Origin of the sequence: Providencia sp. PROV150, from assembly GCF_028481025.1 — a bacterium.
Classification (GTDB): Bacteria; Pseudomonadota; Gammaproteobacteria; order Enterobacterales; family Enterobacteriaceae; genus Providencia; species Providencia hangzhouensis.
Map to the genome: position 1 here is coordinate 19,247 of NZ_JAMPPJ010000018.1, position 17,228 is coordinate 36,474.

Sequence of the window (17,228 nt, forward strand, 5' to 3'; positions counted from 1 at the left end):
CATGTTAGTGAGAGAGACTATTTATTATATATCGCTAAATTTATATATTGTTAAGCCAAGGTGGGGTAAATAGTGCAAATTCAGACTAAGTATTAGGGTAGCGGGATGCTACCCTAAAGTCGGTGTTTAAACTAAGGTGTACGGTAATAGCTTCCGTCACTTAACCGCGCGAAACTATAAGTTTTCCCATCAGAGCCAGTAGTTTCTAATAATTGAACTTCACCTTTTGTATTTGCTTTCAGACGAATTTTTTGCCCTTGGCGTAAATTACTCAGTGGTTTCTCAGCCCCTTCAACGCGAGCCATAATAAAAGCGTCATTGGCTTGTAAGTTATTATCACGAAAGAGTTGTGCGAGCGTCTTCCCTTTTTGTACTCGGTAGTTTTGCCATTCATTAGCTGAAGGGCGAGTTGTTTTGGGCTCAGGCGTTTTTTCTGGTGATATTACCGTCGTATGCTCATTAGGTTCAGGCTCAATAGGTTCTGGGATAATTTCGGGCTCAGTAGGTAAAAGAGGGGAATTACCTTCAGGTGTTGGAACAGGCTCTGGTATCGGCGGTGTAATAGTCGGTTCAGGCACAACCTCAGGGGTAGTAGGTGGTGGGATAACAATAGGCTGGTTTTGAACAATATCGCTGGGGGATTTTTCGCTTGCAGGCCAAAAAAAAGCGACCACGACAATTAAAGCGAGCAGTGCAATACCATAGCGATGAAATTTTGAAAGTTTAAACATCACTCCTCCTTGATGAGGCAATGAGTAAATTAGACCGTATTAATACGCATACTAGCACCCTTTTTAGGCTTTTTTAGCGTTGGGCTGAATTTTTCAGAGAACACTGAATAAATTTGTCGGGAATCAATCAGTTTTATTCTTTAGATTCATTGTTTGGGTTTACCCATAAGGATGGGGCTGCTATTCTTGGATTTTCTCAAAATCATATGGGTATTTTCATGGCAAACCAAAATTTCGATTCGGTAGAAGCTCAAGCGAGTTATGGCATAGGTTTACAAGTTGGGCAGCAATTATTAGAGTCAGGGCTAGAAGGTTTAGTGCCAAATGCAATTCTAGCAGGCCTCGTTGACGCTTTAGAAGGCAATATGCCATCGGTACCTGTTGAAACTCTGCACAAAGCATTGCGTGAAGTGCATGAGCGTGCCGACGCTGTTCGTGTATCCCGCCAGGCAGCATTAGCGGAAGAAGGCCAAAAATTCCTAGATGAAAACCAAAAACGTGATGGTGTTTCAACGACTGAGTCTGGCTTACAATTTTCAGTGATTAACCAAGGTGATGGTGCTATCCCATCTCGCTCAGACCGCGTACGTGTTCACTATACAGGGCGTTTAATTGATGGTTCTGTGTTTGATAGCTCAGTACAGCGTGGGCAGCCAGCAGAGTTTCCTGTAAGCGGCGTTATTCCAGGTTGGATTGAAGCATTGACCCTGATGCCAGTCGGCTCTAAATGGGAATTATATATCCCCCACCAATTAGCTTATGGTGAGCGTGGTGCAGGTGCATCAATCCCGCCATTCAGTACATTAGTATTTGAAGTTGAATTACTTGAAATTTTATAATTTCTGTTAGTTCAGTTCACAGCTAAAAAGCCTCATCGTCTTTGGACTTTGGGGCTTTTTTTATGGCGTTAATTTCACACAATTGCTACTCTTGCAGTAAAGGGTCATCAGAGAGGTGAATAATATGCTACAGCAAATTTGCGAATTAGCTCAAGAAGCGGGTTATGCGATTATGGAAACTTATAATGCGCAAGAACCTTTACAGGTTGAACACAAAAGTGATAATTCGCCTGTTACAGAGGCTGATATTGCCGCCCACAATGTGATTACCGCGGGCCTTGCTCGTATTGCTCCTGATATCCCCCAACTGTCTGAAGAAGATCCTCCTGAATGGCCAGTCAGGCAGAATTGGCAACGCTATTGGTTGATTGACCCATTGGATGGAACGAAAGAATTTATTAATCGTAATGGGGATTTTACGGTTAACATTGCCCTTATCGAGAACGGTGTACCAACGATGGGGGTAGTATATGCCCCAGCGAAAGGGCTGCTGTACTACGCTGAAGGTAATCAGGCATGGAAGGAGGAGGGTGGCCATAAGCAACTTATTCATGTGAATGATGCCAAGCCACCAGTCATTGTTATCAGCCGTTCCCATCAAGACAATGAATTAATGGATTATTTAAAACAAATGGGTGAACACACGACAGTAGAAATTGGTTCTTCACTCAAATTTTGTTTGGTTGCGGAAGGAAAAGCACAGCTTTACCCACGTTTTGGGCCTACAAATATTTGGGACACTGCAGCTGGACATGCGGTTGCCATTGGTGCAGGGGCAAAAGTCGTTGATTGGCATGGAAAAACGCTCGATTATACACCTCGAGAGTCTTTCTTAAATCCAGGTTTTCGGGTGATTTTATTCTAAACATCAATAAAGGTTGGGAAGTGATTTCCCAACCTAATTAATAACTAATTATCTAGTTGCAGCACTTTGGCAGTGGCTGTACGAATATCTAAACAGGCTTTTGCATCCGTTTTTAAGTCAATCCCATAGGTTGGAATGATGTCTTTTAAACGTGTTTCCCATCCATCGGCTTTGAGTTGCTCATCAAAACACGTTTTTAATACGTTTAGCGCAATAAATGCCGCTGTGGAGGCCCCCGGAGATGCTCCCATCAATACAGTAAATGATTTATCCGCACTAGTAATCAGTTCTGTACCAAACTCTAAAACCCCTTTTTTATCATGGTCAGGTTTAATAATTTGTACTCGTTGCCCTGCAACCACCTCTTTCCAATCCTCATGCTGTGCTTCTGGGTAGAATTGTTGCAGCATAGCAAATTGGTGAGCAGAAGTTTGCAGGACTTGGCCCACTAAGTATTCTGCGAGTGACCAGTTATCTTTCGCAACCGCAAGCATTGGTTCAATGTTATTCAATTTAACCGATTCAAACAGGTCTAAATAAGAGCCGTGCTTAAGGAATTTACTCGAAAAACCGGCATAAGGCCCGAATAATAGAGAACGTTTACCACCAATAATACGAGTGTCCAAGTGTGGAACAGACATTGGTGGTGAGCCTTTGTCTGCTTTACCATAGACTTTTGCATGGTGGCGAGAGGCAATTTCTTCGTTATCACAACGCAGCCAGATACCACTGACAGGGAATCCACCATACCCTTTTCCTTCAGGGATCCCTGATTTCTGTAGTAATTCGATTGCTCTACCGCCTGCACCAACGAACACAAACTTCGCGGAAGTCATTGTTTTCTCGTGCGTGAGTAGGTTTTTAACTTCAATATTCCATCTGCCATCGGCGGTTTTTTTAACATCGATGACTTCATGTTTATAGTGAATTGAAAAACCGGGCTGTTCGCTTAATTGTGCGATTAATAAATGCGTTAGCGCACCGTAATCGACATCAGCACCGGTATTAACACGGGTAACCGCAATCGCTTCTTTAGGGTCTCGACCTTCCATGATCAGAGGTGCCCACTCGTTGATCTGCTTTGGATCATCACTGTATTCCATGTTGTGGTAACAGTGGTGAGCAGACATCTGTTGGTAGCGTTGTTTCAAGAATTTTACATTGTCTTCACCCCAAACAAAGCTCATGTGTGGGCATGGGTGAATAAAGTCACGTGGGTCTTTAATTTTGCCTTTGGTGACCAGATAAGACCAAAGCTGACGAGAGAGATCGAATTCAGTATTGACTTCAAGGGCTTTACTGATGTCCACCGTACCATCTGGATTTGGTGGTGTATAGTTCATCTCACAGTTAGCGGCATGCCCTGTTCCCGCATTGTTCCACGGGTGGGAACTTTCTTGGGCACAGTCGTTTAGCCTTTCAAAAACGGCGATCGTCAGTGAAGGTTCAAGTTCTTTGAGAAATGTACCAAGCGTTGCACTCATGATCCCTGCACCTATGAGAGCAATATCGACATTCTCAGCAATGGGTTTGCTCATGATGCCCCCTATTTTTTTGTTGGAGTGAAGCAAAGATCGGTGCCTTCTTGATAGACAACATAAGCACGACGCCAAGGCTCATCACCAATAAGCCGCCATTTATGGCCTGTTCCTGTATTATCTTGCGCAAGTAAAATATCACCTGGATTGATGATAAATTTAGAACCATCTTTGGTTTCGAATTCTAAAGTGCCTGAAAGTGTAATGACATAGCGAGGAACTGGGTCTTGATGCCAATCAAAAGAGCCGCCAGAAACTGTTTCACGAAAGGTAAGCTCGTTGACTGCAATGGTAGGGGTTTGGTTATCGCCTCCTGCTATATTATTGAGCTCAAGAGTGCCCTCTTCAAATAGAGAATTTCCATCTTCTCCTGTCCACATACGAACGCAGCGTATCATTTTATTTAGCTCCTTAATCACCGACTGTAATGTATAACAATTATTTGATATTCATTGGATGCAAAAATAAGACTCTTAAAATGATGATATATAAAATTAATATTATTTGAATTTAAAGTTTTTTAGCGAATAGGTCAAAGCTAAATATGTTTAATCTTGGCTTTATGGTTTTATTTTTTAATTAAATAACGAAATAATAAAAGTTGATTATCTTTTTATGATTTGTTTTATTTTTATCGTTCATTTAATGACTGATAAAAAATAGAAGAGCTCACGATGACTTATTTTATCATTATGAGCTATAAGTATAGGATTAGCTTTTTAGAATAGAGTTTAGGGCGAGATATTGGATTAGCATAATGGTTTTACCATCAACTATTTCTCCCGTTCTTATCGCATCAACGGCTTTAGGGAAGGGCCACTCTAAAACTTCAATATCTTCCCCTTCTTCTTCAAGTCCACCACCTGCGTTACGACGATTATTATCGCTATATTCAGCAATGTAAAAGTGGAGTTTTTCGGTGACTGAACCAGGGCTCATAAAGGCTTCAAAAACTTTTTGAATTTTATCGACTTTAAAACCCGTTTCTTCTTCGGCTTCAGCAATAATACGAGCTTCTGGTGAGGCGTTTTCGAGTAAACCAGCGGCGGCCTCGATCAGAAAATCAGAATAGCCATTAACATAAACAGGCAGACGAAATTGACGAATTAAAATAATGCTATTTTTTATTTTGTTATACAACAAAATAACGGCACCATTGCCTCTATCATAGACTTCGCGCTCTTGTTGTTGCCAACTACCATCTCGACGTTGTAACTCATAAGTATATTTTTTTAAAATATACCAATTATCCGAAAGCAGTTTCTCACGAATATTCCGTATGTTAGGGAGTTTTACAGTCATTAAGCAGCCTTAGTAACCAAAAATGATTTTGTTAATTTAGCACTGTTAATTTCTGTATGAAATAGGATTTAGTGGGACCTGCTTTAGAGCAGATCCCATTGTAAACTTGCGGGTTATTTAATTATTTGGATTTGTTTAACTTCGACTTCTCTTGAATTCCAGTCTTTATCAATTTTACCGCGAATTTCAACTTTATCTTTTGGTGTTACATTTATGCCGTTCCAACGCTTTTCGCTGATTTCTAAATTAATAGTGCCAGTACCATCGGTGAATTCATAATGTTTATGGTCAAGTTGTTTGACGATATTCCCACGTAAAATAACCCAGCTGTCATCTGACATATCAAGTGCTTTTGCGACAGTCATTTCCCCACTATTTGGGCCGATGAAACCACCGGTTTGAGCTGTTGTATTTGTGGCAGCGCCAGGGCCGTCAAACCCGCCATTTGCAGCGAAAACAGGTGCACTTGCGAGTGCAGCAACTAAAGCAATTACAGGTAATTTTTTCATCATCGGTATCTCCAAATTGGATGTAAACTTGTTTGTATGGAGGGTATTAAACCAAGTAAATCTTAACAGGATCTTAAGAAACTTAACTAACGAATTATATTTTTAATTTTGCCAATAATAGCTAGTCATATTATAGCTGATAGGATAAATATAATAATATTCTAATATGGGGGTAGATTATGCGAATTCTACTAATTGAAGATGACCGGTTAATTGGTGATGGCTTAAAAGTGGGCTTAACCCAATTAGGATTTACCATTGATTGGTTTATGGATGGTAAACAGGGGCAACTCGCTTTATTTGATGCACCTTATGACGCTGTTGTACTCGATCTTTCGTTACCAAATATTGATGGAATGGATATTTTGAAGCATTGGCGTAAGGAGGGGCGTGATGAGCCAGTCTTGATTTTGACGGCACGGGATGCTTTGGATCAGCGTGTTCAAGGACTTCAACAAGGGGCTGATGATTATCTTTGTAAACCATTCGCTTTAATGGAAGTCATGGCGCGTTTGCAAGCGTTGATCCGCCGCCGAAGTGGGCAATTATCTTCTAAACTTACGCATGGTGATGTCGAAATGGATCCAGTTGCAATGACGGTGACACAGCAAGGTGAACCTGTACAACTAAAAGGGAAAGAGTTTGCTTTACTTTCTTTATTTATGCATAACCCAAATAAAGTTTTTTCTCGCCCTTTAATTGAAGAGAAATTATATAACTGGGATGAAGAGGTCTCTAGTAACTCTGTTGAGGTACATATCCATCATTTAAGGCGTAAATTAGGCAATAAGTTTATTCGAACCATTCATGGTGTTGGTTATCGATTAGATGATGATAAATGATGAAGACATTTAGTCTTAGGCTGAAACTCACTTTAATGCTGCTCTTGTTAGCTTTACTGACATGGGGGATCGCCAGTTCGTTAGCGTGGTACCAAAGCTATAAAACGATTAATGAGCTGTTTGATACCCAGCAAATGGCGTTTGCTAAACGGTTATCTGTTTTACCATCAGGCTTTGAATTGAGCCAGCCTTCACTGACTAAAACCAAAAAACTATTGCGAAAGAACCGTGGCCATCAAGATGACGATGCACTGGCATTTGCTATTTTTACACCAGGCGGCGAAATGGTATTAAACGACGGTGATAACGGTAGAGACATCGTCTATCAATTTAAGCGAGAAGGGTTTAGCGATGGGATGATCCAAGGAAGTGACGACCCTTGGCGTTTTGTGTGGCTAAAATCTCAAGATGGTCGATATATCATTGCAGTAGGGCAAGAGTGGGAATACCGACAAGAAATGGCAACCGATATTATGGTTGCACAATTTATGCCTTGGTTGATTGCTTTGCCAATCATGTTATTACTATTTTTATGGCTGTTGACACGAGCTTTACGCCCATTGAAGGACGTAGCAACCCAGTTGTATCACCGAAAACCTGATGAACTAACCCCAGTACAAGTGACGCGAATTCCCAGTGAAGTAAGACCTATTATTGACTCTATGAATGTACTGTTTGGCCGTATTAATGAAATGTTTGCTCGTGAACGACAATTTACCTCGGATGCGGCTCATGAACTACGTAGCCCACTTGCAGCATTAAGGGTGCAGGCAGAAGTGGTACAAATTGCAGGGAATAATGCAGATATCCGTAATCATGCAGTGGCTAATTTATCGGAAGGTATTGATAGGGCGACAAGGCTCGTTGACCAACTACTGATGTTGTCTCGGTTAGAGTCATCCACGCAACTTGATGATATTACAGTTGTATCTTGGCCTGAGTTAATTGAAGCGGCGATAAAAGATGTAGAGCCGGAAGCTAAAGAGCAGCAAACAACGATAATAAATACTTTAGTTGCTAGCCCCCCTGATTTTCAAGGTCAGCCATTACTACTCAATGCGTTGCTGAGAAATTTGCTCAATAATGCAATACGTTATGGAAAAATAGAGGGGCGAGTGGAGATTATTTTGTATGCTGATCACTTTGAAATTCAAGATGATGGTAATGGCGTGACACCTGAAGTTTTACGGCGGTTAGGTGAGCGCTTCTATCGTCCGCCGGGACAAGAAAAAACTGGGAGTGGCTTAGGGCTCTCTATTGTTAAACGGATTGCGCAATTGCATCATTTACAAGTTATTTTTACTCATGGCGTTAATGGGGGCTTTTGTGCCAAAGTGTATTGGAATGAAACTAAAACGTGATAATAAGCACATTAATTATGATTGTTTATTAAAATAATAATCATAATTATGCATATTTAATGTAAGGGCATTTTAGCATAACTCACTATTTTTAACTCAAGTGAGATAGGGCTAACTACCTGTCGCGTGTGAGAAATTGTAGTGTGCGAAATTGCGCACACTACATACTAACTTAGTAACAGCAAAAGGTAGACGTTATTGGTTTAGTGATGAGACTAACAAACTAATGACTTTTTGAACTTCTTGGGTATTTAATTCACCATCTTTGAAAAACAACACTTTCCCTTGATTATCCAATACGATAATTGCTGAACTTTCTGGTTTCAAGCCCCATGCGTTCTTCACCGTACCTTCGCTATCAACAATAAATTGTGAATATGGAAACTCTTTTTTGCTATCTTCAACGCTGTTTTTCACAAATACACCCGTACCGAAAATTGCATCATCGGTATTAATGATTGTTGTTGTTTGATAGCTATCGTGAGGGAACTTGGCTTGCTTGATAGCCTCAACTAAGGGGGCATTGAGTTCTTTTGCTGAAGAACGGCCAGCAATGTGTTGGATAGTACGCACCTTTCCAACGAGCTGTTGGCTTTTCCACGGTTGATAATCCAATTTCCCGTCATTATTCATGACAAGCTCACCCTTGTCAGTGACAGAAACAGCAGGAACAGATTGGTTTAATTGAATATTTGCTGCAGAAGCTACTGCAGATACCCCAAGCAAGCATATTAAAAGTAAATAATTTTTTATCATAAAAGCCCCTTGATTGATTATTTTGCCATGTGAGCCTAGTGGTTTGTCTGCTGACTACTATTTATAGCATAGCTCATCGGATGAGTTACAAGAGGTAATTTAACATTTTTTTAAAATTTAGAATAAAAGCAAAGTTTATGGGGTTTTAACAGTTAATTTACAGTGTCATGTTATGTCAGTAAATTGAATAAAACTGCAATTTTAGAACCAAAATGAAAATTTCTGGTCTATGATTATTGTACGGTATGAGTTATTGAATATCGTAAGAACAAAGGGGAGGCAAAGTTCTAATGAAAATTTTTAACCGTTATAACCCATCTAAGATTGCTCTTTACGTCAAAACGCTATTCCGTGGCAGGCTCTATATTAAGGATTTTGGGGCATTTGAGTTTAACTATGGGAAAATTCTACCACCTAAAATCAGTGATAAGCGCCATTACAATGTGATGAGTGAGGTCAATAAACAGGTTTCATTATTGCAGGCAGAACTGGGGTAGGTTAATCAGCAGTTTTTGGTTAACAGCGCGCCACATAGGTGGCGCATTGAAAGAAACGGCTTCGCTATCAAGCATTAATGTCCTGTATCTTTTGTTTGTTGTTTTGCGCCAGCCGTTTCAATAGTATTTTTTCCGGGTTGTACAACGACAGGTGATGGCGCTGTAGTCAGGCGAGTTACGAGTAATTGGTCAATTTTGTAATTATCAATATCGACGACTTCAAATTTATAGCCCGCATATTTCACATAATCTGTCCGTTTCGGCATTCTTCTTAGCCGGTACATCATAAACCCTGCGATGGTTTCATAGTTGCTAAAGTCAGGGAAATCATCAATATCTAAAATGCGCATCACATCTTCAATTGGCGTTCCGCCTTCAACTAACCACGAATTCTCATCACGTACTACGATTTGCTCTTCTTGCCCTGGGCCAATTAAGTCCCCCATTAAAGTGATCATTACATCATTGATGGTAATGATACCCATGACTAATGCATATTCGTTGAGAATCACAGCAAAATCGACGGCGTTTGTTTTAAATGCTTCTAAGGTATCTGATAATGAGAGGGTGTCAGGGATCATGAGCGTATTTCTAATGTGAACACCATCTTTTAAACTTAAGCTCTGCCCATTGAGCACGCGATTAAGTAATTCTTTTGAATCAACATAACCAATAACATGGTCAATACCCCCTGCACATACTAGAAACTTAGAATGTGGCTGGGTTGAAATTTTATGTTTGATGCTTTCTTCTGACTCGTCTTTGTCAAAATAAATGATACTTTCACGCGGAGTCATCGCTGATGGTACAGTACGTGATTCCAGCTCAAACACGTTCTCAATTAATTCGTGTTCTTGTTTTCGTAACACACCTGCTACAGCACCCGCTTCAACGACCGCAAAAATATCATCAGAAGTGATATCTTCATTGCGTGATGTAGGTAATTTGAATAATTTAAAAAACAGGTTAGCAAGGCCATTAAAAAACCAGACGAATGGGCTCAGTACCACTAAGCAGAAGCGCATCGGATTCACAATACGAATCGCAATGGCTTCAGGTTTTACCATACCGATGCGTTTAGGCGTTAAATCAGCCACTAAAATAAACAAGCTTGTCACAATGGTGAATGACAGGATTGATGAAACTTGTTGAGCCCAGCTTGGGGATAAAAATTGAATAAAGATATCGTACAAAGCTGGAGAAAAAGCAGATTCCCCCACAATACCGGCAAGGATAGCAACGGCATTTAAACCAATTTGAACGACGGTAAAAAACATTCCCGGCATTTCTTGTAATTTAAGCACGCGAGCCGCATTAATGTTGCCTTCGTCGGCCATAAGTTTAAGTTTAATGCGGCGGGAAGCTGCCAGAGAAATTTCTGACAAAGAAAAGAATGCGCTAATTGCACATAATAATAGAACAATTAATAAACTGTTGAGCATAAGTTATCCAGCCAATCAAAGGAAGAATCCATAAAATTCAAAAATCTCTGAAGGCATAGTCTCGTGTATTTAAATATATTGAGTATGCAAATATATGTTGCGCAATATGCGCAAATTGTTGATATGTTGCATTAGTATAGCACTGAGGTGATTTATCTGCCTAGATATTCATCATCATTCAAGCTGCTTTAAGTCATATTGAAAAGCAACTTGAATGGTTGGGAAGATGAACTCACTGTATTAAGTTATTGATTTATTTGTTTAACGAAGGTGGTAAACAGATACCAATCCCTCCTAATCCGCAATATCCATTCGGGTTTTTGTATAAGTACTGCTGGTGGTAATCTTCGGCAAAATAGAAAGTGTCTAAGGGCGCTATTTCGGTCGTGATTGCACGAGAGTCATGCTGCGCTTTCATTGCATTTTGGTAAGCTTGCAGTGTTTCCATCGCTTGCTGGTCTTGCTCATCTGACACAGTATAAATTGCGGAACGATATTGGCTTCCCATGTCATTTCCTTGGCGCATGCCTTGTGCAGGGTCATGGTTTTCCCAAAATAATGTCAATAGTTGAGAGTAACTGATAACTTGCGGATCAAAAACGACACGAACCGCTTCTGCGTGGCCAGTTCGTCCAGAGCAAACTTCCTCGTAGGTCGGGTTAGGGGTCACTCCACCACAATACCCAGCAGAAGTTGAATAAACCCCAGCTTGCTGCCAAAATAATCGTTCAACTCCCCAAAAACAGCCCATGGCAAAATAAGCAATTTCCATATTCTTAGGAATAATCTCAATCGAATGATGGTTAAGCGCATGATATGGTGAGTAAGTCATAGCAGTTGCTCTGCCGGGCAGAGGTTGTGCAATACTTGCAGAGTGAAATTTATTAAAAGGCATAATGATTCCTATATGTATTGACCACACAAATAATCTAAAAATAGGGATAAAAACTTGTGTATATGGCGAATTTTACTCAAAATAAATTGATATGAAGTATTTAGTCAATCGAACAATCACCTTAGGAGTAGGCGTGTCGAAATACCCTCTAATTTGTTTTCTCTGCCTAACTGCGGCAGTGCCAGTGGTACACGCAGCTAATCTTCGTCTTAATATTGAAGGCCTTGAAGGACAACTTAATCAAAACGTTCGAGTACAACTGTCTAATATATCGCAAGATGAAGTTGTGCCAAATGGTCGTTTTCGAGCCCGTGTTGAGAAAGCAATTAAAGAAGGTTTAAAGCCTTTAGGTTACTACCAACCCACGGTTGAATTTAGCTATGAAGAAAAAACCCCGCCTGCTCGTTCCGTTTTAACCGCCAAGGTCACTCCTGGAGAACCTATTTTATTGAAGGGAGTGACTGTTGAATTGCAAGGTGGAGCAAAAACGGATCCCGACTATGAAAAGATGCTCAAACAATATACGCCAAAGCTTGATACAGTTCAAAATGATGGCGAATACGAAGAATTTAAAGGGCGCTTTAGTAGTTTAGCTGTTCGCAAAGGTTATTTTGATGCGATGATGGAGAAAAGCCAACTGGGTATTTCTCTTGATCACCATGCGGCTTATTGGGATTTTGATTTTAACAGTGGTGAACGTTATCGGTTTGGTGCAATTTCTTATTCAGGTTCGCAAATCCGAGAAGATTACCTGAATAACCTAGCCCCTTTTAAAAAAGGGGAATACTACACATCAGAGCAACTTGCTGAGTTTAACCGTCGGTTAGCTGAAACAGGTTGGTTCTCTTCTGCAATTGTGACACCGCGTATTGTGAGTGCGCGCAAAGCAAACTCTTATGAGTTACCGATGGAAGCGGTAATGACCCCTAGAGCGAAAAACTTTATTGAGCTTGGGGGAGGCTATGCCACCGATGTCGGCCCTCGCGTTAAAGCCACATGGAATAAGCCTTGGATTAACTCTCGTGGGCAGAGTTTAACGTCAAATATTAGTTTATCCCAACCAGAACAATTAATTGATGCGAGTTATAAAATTCCATTAAAAGCGAACCCGCTTGAGCAATATTATGCGGTTCAAGGGGGCTTTAAACGGACAGATTTGAATGATACACAAGCGAATACAACAACCTTGAATGTGTCTCGTAACTGGGATTATTCATCCGGTTGGCAATATGGCGTAAACATGCGTTGGATGCTGAGTAACTTTACCCAAGCTAACGTGACGAATACGACGATGTTGCTGTATCCCGGGGCTTATGTGAGCCGCATTCGCCAACGCGGCGGTGTGATGCCAATATGGGGAGATAGCCAACGTTATTCTATTGATTATTCGAATAAAATTTGGGGTTCAGATATCGACTTCGCTGTACTACAAGCCAAAAATGTATGGATCAGAACGCCATGGGAAGGTCATCGCTTTGTCGTTCGTGGAAATATCGGTTGGATTGAAACCAATGACTTCGACAAAGTTCCACCGGACTTGCGTTTCTTTGCGGGTGGTGACGGCAGCGTGCGTGGATATGGTTATCAAAAGATCTCGCCAGAAGATAGTAAAGGTAAGCTGACAGGGGCATCAAAATTGGCGGTAGGCTCTGTGGAATACCAATATAACTTTACAGGAAATTGGTGGGGAGCGACCTTTATTGATAGTGGTGAAGCCGTTGATAACTTTAAAGATAATGATTTTAAAACGGGTGCGGGAGTCGGTATCCGCTGGGTCTCACCGGTTGGTCCAATAAAATTAGACTTAGCAAAACCTATCGGTGATCCAGATAACAACAAAATACAGTTTTATATCGGCTTGGGGACTGAGTTATGAGGTGGTTGAAGTGGCTAAAATGGACCAGTCTTTCCATTTTATTAATTCTCGTTCTGGTTGTTGCCGCACTCAGTTGGGTGATTGGAACACAATCAGGTCTTCATTTTGCATTAAATACAGCGACACGTTTTGTTCCTGAATTAACCATTGATAAAATTGATGGTGATATTAGTAACTTAACGCTAAGTGGCGTTAAATATCAAATGCCGGGAGTTGATGTTAATGCGGGGAAATTAAATTTAGCGGTACGTCTAGGTTGTTTAACAAGCCGTGAGCTATGTGTCGACAACTTAGGCACGGAAAATGTCACTGTTACTGTCGATACCACCCAATTTCCCCCTGCTGAAAAAACGCCACCATCTGAACCTTTGACTGAACTCAAGGCGCCTTTGACTATTCGTTTGAATCAATTGGCTTTGGTTTCAACGCACGTCAATGTGGATGGTATGGATATTGATTTAGCTAAATTTACCACAGGGGTCACGTGGGAAGGGAAAGCGATCACTATTATTCCAACTGATATCATTGATTTGGCGATTAATTTACCTGAAACCAAATCAGATGCCGTCGCTGAAGAAAAACAGCCAGAGCCAACGCCGATTAATGAACAAAAATCATTAGCAGATGAATTAAAAGCGCTATTTTCTAAACCGTTACTTGCTGAATTACCAGAAGTTATTTTACCTGTTGATTTGAATGTCGACGGTATTAATGCTTCGAATTTTCAATTAACGGGTGCGACTGATCTCAAAATTAACCAATTGCACCTGAGTCTTTCAAATGAAGGGCAACAAGTTCTCGTTAAACAGTTAAAAGTCGATGCACCGCAGGGGAATATTGCGTTATCTGGCACGGCGACCTTGCAAGATAAATGGCCAGTCTCATTGTCAGTCGTGGGGGAAAGCCGTTTAGACGATTTAGATGGGCAAAAGGTAGATCTCTCCTTAAAAGGCGGTTTGATTGATGAGCTAAAATTGGCATTGAATTTACATGGGCCAATTAATGCAAAACTAGATGCAGAAACGGATTTGTCACAAGCAGACCTGCCTATTTTGCTTACATTAGAAAGTGATAAGTTAACGTGGCCGTTAGTGGGGGATGCGCAATATCAACTCGATGGGACACGTCTGCGCCTAAATGGCCGGCCATCGGCTTATGATATGTCTGTACGCTCAGCGATCACTGGGCAGGATCTCCCTCCTTCTACCTTGTTATTAGATGCGAAAGGTAATGAAGAGCAAATTAATTTAACTCGCTTACGTTTAGCCGCTTTGCAAGGTAATGCGGATATTACTGGCGTTGCGGACTGGAGCAAGGCGATTAGTTGGAATGCAGTATTGACTCTTTCGGGTATTAATACGGCAAAACAGTACCCTGAATGGCCTGCTAAAGTGGATGGCAAAATTGCCACACGCGGAAGTTTATACGGTGGCAGCTGGCAGTTGGATATTCCTGAAATTATCTTAGACGGTAATGTTAAAAATAATCTTTTAAAAGCACGGGGTAAAGCCAAAGGTAACGCAGCAGGCCAATGGGATATTCCGAACTTTAATTTGGCATTAGGTAAAAACAATGTTGATGTAAAAGGTTCTCTTGCCGATAAATGGAATCTTGATGCCAAAATTAATGCCCCTGCACTCAATGGTTTGCTACCGGGCTTAGGTGGTGTGATTGCGGGTGATGTGAAATTACGTGGTAATTTACAAACACCAGAAGCCCTTGTTGACCTTACGGCACGCGGTGTGAAGTGGCAGGATGACCTTGCTATCGAAAATATTGTTATCAAAGGAAATGTGGCAACAGGCGAACAAATTAAAGGGGATTTATCCGTTGTTCTACGTCAGCTAAAACAAGGCGATCTTGTCGTCAATAACCTGACTTTAGATGCGAAAGGCAGTGAAAAACAGCACACTTTAAAATTAAATATGAAGGGTGAGCCGGTTTCTGGGCAATTAGCATTAGCGGGGAGTTTTGACCGGCAGACTGAAGTGTGGAAAGGGAATTTAACCAATACCTTATTTGATACGGTGGTGGGTGAATGGCGCTTAAACCAAGCAATGTCACTCGATTATGCCAACCAAACACAAGAAGTGACTATTGGCAGACATTGTTGGGTTAACCCGAATGCCCGTTTGTGTGTACCAAAACCGATTAAAGCGGGTAAAAGTGGTAGCGCGGATATCGTGCTAGAACGTTTTGATCTCGCAATGCTTAAACCATTTATGCCACAAGATACTCGAGTCAGTGGCGTATTTACGGGTAAAGCCAATGCCATTTGGAAAGCGGATGGCAGCATGCCACAAGTGAAGCTGGACTTGCGAGGAAATGATGTCAAAGCGGTTCAGTTCGTGGATGGAACCCGTTTGCCTATTGCTTTTGATACCTTAACGTTAAGTGCTGGGTTGAAAAATGGTAAGGCTGACCTTAGTTGGTTATTTGGGTTGGCTAATAACGGACAGATGCGCGGTAACATCCAAGTGTCTGATATTGAGAAACGTCGCTTGTTGTCGGGTAATGTTGAAATTAATTCGGTGACATTAGATTTAATCAAGCCGTTACTGGGCCAGAAGGAAGTGGCGAATGGCCGTTTAAGTGGAAATCTACTCTTAGGCGGGTCAGCGAATAACCCGTTATTAAATGGTAATTTAGCGCTTTCGAGTTTAGAAGTGAGATCTGCAATGATCCCGTTTGATATCAAAAGTGGTCATTTAGGTGTTAATTTCAACGGCACGAGCTCAGTCATGAATGGTCAGATAAACACGCCAGAGGGCTATTTGAACATTGATGGTGACGCAGATTGGCGCAATATTGATGCATGGCGTGCAAAAATCATGGCGCGAGGTAATAACCTCCGTGTTTCTTTACCGCCGATGATCCAAATTGATGTTCAACCGGATATTGTATTTGATGCATCACCTTCGGTACTCACGTTAAATGGTACGGTCAATATTCCATGGGCTCGAATTACTGTTCAAGAGCTCCCTGAGTCGGCGGTAAGCGCATCTTCAGATGTGGTGATGTTAGATAGCAACTTACAGCCAATTGAACAAAAAGCGCCATCCATTCCTATTCAGACCAATTTGGATATTAAAATTGGTAACGATGTTCGATTGGATGCGTTTGGCTTAAAAGCGCGCCTGACGGGTTTATTGAAAGTGGTTCAAAATATCCATGGCTTGCACATCAATGGTCAGGTGGATATTCCAGCTGGTCGTTTCCGTGCTTATGGGCAAGATTTGATTGTACGTAAGGGGCAAATTCAGTTCTCAGGCCCTGCGGACCAACCATTCTTAAACTTAGAAGCTATACGTAACCCAGACAACACGGCAGATGGCGTGATTGCAGGGGTGAAGGTCACTGGGCTTGCAGATAAACCGAAAGTAGAAATATTCTCTGAACCGGCGAAAACACAACAAGAAGCGCTGTCTTACTTATTAAGAGGAGAGGGCTTAGACAGTGGGGACGCAAATGGTTCACAAATGACATCTATGTTAATAGGCTTAGGTGTAGCACAAAGTGGGCAACTCGTGGGCAAAATTGGTGAGACATTTGGGGTCTCTGATTTAGCCGTCGATACCCAAGGTGTGGGGGATGGTTCTCAAGTCGTTGTAAGTGGTAAGATCACTAATGATTTACAAGTGAAGTATGGAGTTGGTATCTTTGACTCATTGGCGACGTTAACTTTACGTTATCGATTGATGCCAAAACTGTATTTAGAAGCTGTGTCTGGTGTTAATCAGGCATTGGATCTCCTTTACCAATTTGAGTTTTAGAT

The 17,228-nt window shown here is 41.3% G+C and carries 15 protein-coding genes; 7 read left to right on the forward strand and 8 right to left on the reverse strand.

Annotated elements, in window-relative coordinates:
• Nucleotides 1–131: 131 nt before the first annotated feature.
• The gene (locus PSE83_RS13290; RefSeq protein ID WP_004905980.1) at nucleotides 132–731 is read right to left on the reverse strand and encodes a LysM-like peptidoglycan-binding domain-containing protein; all 600 of its coding nucleotides are present in this window, start codon (nucleotides 729–731) and stop codon (nucleotides 132–134) included.
• 218 nt (nucleotides 732–949) lie between these two features.
• Here PSE83_RS13290 and PSE83_RS13295 point away from each other — a divergent pair, with 218 nt between their 5' ends.
• Both PSE83_RS13295 and cysQ read left to right on the forward strand, forming a co-directional pair.
• Nucleotides 950–1,570, forward strand: a complete 621-nt coding sequence (locus PSE83_RS13295) for a peptidylprolyl isomerase (protein ID WP_004907421.1) — start codon at nucleotides 950–952, stop codon at nucleotides 1,568–1,570.
• Between the two features lie 124 nt (nucleotides 1,571–1,694).
• Entirely contained in the window at nucleotides 1,695–2,435 is a 741-nt protein-coding gene (gene cysQ, locus PSE83_RS13300; protein WP_004905978.1) for a 3'(2'),5'-bisphosphate nucleotidase CysQ, read from the forward strand.
• A gap of 44 nt (nucleotides 2,436–2,479) precedes the next feature.
• On the opposite strand, the gene mqo is transcribed toward cysQ, so the two are convergent.
• The 4 genes from mqo to PSE83_RS13320 form a co-directional block, all read right to left on the reverse strand.
• Nucleotides 2,480–3,973 (reverse strand): malate dehydrogenase (quinone), encoded by a 1,494-nt coding sequence (mqo, locus tag PSE83_RS13305; protein WP_004905977.1) that lies wholly within the window; start codon nucleotides 3,971–3,973, stop codon nucleotides 2,480–2,482.
• Nucleotides 3,974–3,981: 8 nt separating this feature from the next.
• Nucleotides 3,982–4,371, reverse strand: coding sequence for a cupin domain-containing protein (locus PSE83_RS13310; RefSeq protein WP_036958789.1), 390 nt, complete (start codon nucleotides 4,369–4,371; stop codon nucleotides 3,982–3,984).
• A gap of 313 nt (nucleotides 4,372–4,684) precedes the next feature.
• Nucleotides 4,685–5,275 (reverse strand): GDP-mannose pyrophosphatase NudK, encoded by a 591-nt coding sequence (nudK, locus tag PSE83_RS13315; RefSeq protein ID WP_153673780.1) that lies wholly within the window; start codon nucleotides 5,273–5,275, stop codon nucleotides 4,685–4,687.
• 113 nt (nucleotides 5,276–5,388) lie between these two features.
• The gene (locus tag PSE83_RS13320) at nucleotides 5,389–5,784 is read right to left on the reverse strand and encodes a YgiW/YdeI family stress tolerance OB fold protein (RefSeq protein WP_172767588.1); all 396 of its coding nucleotides are present in this window, start codon (nucleotides 5,782–5,784) and stop codon (nucleotides 5,389–5,391) included.
• A gap of 179 nt (nucleotides 5,785–5,963) precedes the next feature.
• Between PSE83_RS13320 and qseB the strand changes: the two genes are divergently transcribed.
• Together qseB and qseC are read left to right on the forward strand one after the other, a co-directional pair.
• On the forward strand, nucleotides 5,964–6,626 hold the full coding sequence (gene qseB, locus PSE83_RS13325; protein ID WP_164565611.1) for a quorum sensing response regulator transcription factor QseB: 663 nt from the start codon (nucleotides 5,964–5,966) through the stop codon (nucleotides 6,624–6,626).
• Nucleotides 6,626–7,987 carry a quorum sensing histidine kinase QseC gene (gene qseC / locus PSE83_RS13330; RefSeq protein ID WP_272660911.1) on the forward strand — a complete coding sequence of 454 codons (1,362 nt, stop codon included), beginning with the start codon at nucleotides 6,626–6,628 and terminating at the stop codon, nucleotides 7,985–7,987. Before qseB ends, qseC begins: the two co-directional genes overlap by 1 nt.
• Nucleotides 7,988–8,182: 195 nt before the next feature.
• On the opposite strand, the gene PSE83_RS13335 is transcribed toward qseC, so the two are convergent.
• Entirely contained in the window at nucleotides 8,183–8,743 is a 561-nt protein-coding gene (locus tag PSE83_RS13335) for a YtfJ family protein (protein ID WP_110591050.1), read from the reverse strand.
• Nucleotides 8,744–9,033: 290 nt separating this feature from the next.
• Between PSE83_RS13335 and PSE83_RS13340 the strand changes: the two genes are divergently transcribed.
• On the forward strand, nucleotides 9,034–9,240 hold the full coding sequence (locus tag PSE83_RS13340; protein WP_004905964.1) for a DUF1107 domain-containing protein: 207 nt from the start codon (nucleotides 9,034–9,036) through the stop codon (nucleotides 9,238–9,240).
• Between the two features lie 74 nt (nucleotides 9,241–9,314).
• Here the strand turns inward: PSE83_RS13340 and PSE83_RS13345 are convergent, their stop codons facing one another.
• Together PSE83_RS13345 and msrA are read right to left on the reverse strand one after the other, a co-directional pair.
• Nucleotides 9,315–10,682, reverse strand: a complete 1,368-nt coding sequence (locus tag PSE83_RS13345) for a hemolysin family protein (protein ID WP_004905961.1) — start codon at nucleotides 10,680–10,682, stop codon at nucleotides 9,315–9,317.
• A 253-nt stretch (nucleotides 10,683–10,935) separates the two neighbouring features.
• A complete protein-coding gene (gene msrA / locus PSE83_RS13350; RefSeq protein ID WP_004905960.1) occupies nucleotides 10,936–11,577 on the reverse strand; it encodes a peptide-methionine (S)-S-oxide reductase MsrA in 642 nt (213 codons plus the stop codon).
• A 133-nt stretch (nucleotides 11,578–11,710) separates the two neighbouring features.
• On the opposite strand from msrA, the gene tamA reads away from it, so the two are divergent.
• Nucleotides 11,711–13,453, forward strand: a complete 1,743-nt coding sequence (gene tamA, locus PSE83_RS13355; protein WP_036958787.1) for an autotransporter assembly complex protein TamA — start codon at nucleotides 11,711–11,713, stop codon at nucleotides 13,451–13,453.
• Nucleotides 13,450–17,226, forward strand: a complete 3,777-nt coding sequence (gene tamB, locus PSE83_RS13360) for an autotransporter assembly complex protein TamB (RefSeq protein WP_272660910.1) — start codon at nucleotides 13,450–13,452, stop codon at nucleotides 17,224–17,226. The genes tamA and tamB overlap by 4 nt, the downstream gene beginning before the upstream one ends.
• Nucleotides 17,227–17,228 lie beyond the last annotated feature (2 nt).

Coding starts and splice junctions, on each gene's coding strand:
- tamB (WP_272660910.1), top strand. CDS start 13,450: ATGAGGTGGTTGAAGTGGCTAAAATGGACCAGTCTTTCCATTTTATTA.
- PSE83_RS13345 (WP_004905961.1), bottom strand. CDS start 10,682: ATGCTCAACAGTTTATTAATTGTTCTATTATTATGTGCAATTAGCGCA.
- PSE83_RS13310 (WP_036958789.1), bottom strand. CDS start 4,371: ATGATACGCTGCGTTCGTATGTGGACAGGAGAAGATGGAAATTCTCTA.
- PSE83_RS13290 (WP_004905980.1), bottom strand. CDS start 731: ATGTTTAAACTTTCAAAATTTCATCGCTATGGTATTGCACTGCTCGCT.
- cysQ (WP_004905978.1), top strand. CDS start 1,695: ATGCTACAGCAAATTTGCGAATTAGCTCAAGAAGCGGGTTATGCGATT.
- PSE83_RS13295 (WP_004907421.1), top strand. CDS start 950: ATGGCAAACCAAAATTTCGATTCGGTAGAAGCTCAAGCGAGTTATGGC.
- mqo (WP_004905977.1), bottom strand. CDS start 3,973: ATGAGCAAACCCATTGCTGAGAATGTCGATATTGCTCTCATAGGTGCA.
- nudK (WP_153673780.1), bottom strand. CDS start 5,275: ATGACTGTAAAACTCCCTAACATACGGAATATTCGTGAGAAACTGCTT.
- PSE83_RS13335 (WP_110591050.1), bottom strand. CDS start 8,743: ATGATAAAAAATTATTTACTTTTAATATGCTTGCTTGGGGTATCTGCA.
- PSE83_RS13340 (WP_004905964.1), top strand. CDS start 9,034: ATGAAAATTTTTAACCGTTATAACCCATCTAAGATTGCTCTTTACGTC.
- msrA (WP_004905960.1), bottom strand. CDS start 11,577: ATGCCTTTTAATAAATTTCACTCTGCAAGTATTGCACAACCTCTGCCC.
- PSE83_RS13320 (WP_172767588.1), bottom strand. CDS start 5,784: ATGAAAAAATTACCTGTAATTGCTTTAGTTGCTGCACTCGCAAGTGCA.
- qseC (WP_272660911.1), top strand. CDS start 6,626: ATGAAGACATTTAGTCTTAGGCTGAAACTCACTTTAATGCTGCTCTTG.
- qseB (WP_164565611.1), top strand. CDS start 5,964: ATGCGAATTCTACTAATTGAAGATGACCGGTTAATTGGTGATGGCTTA.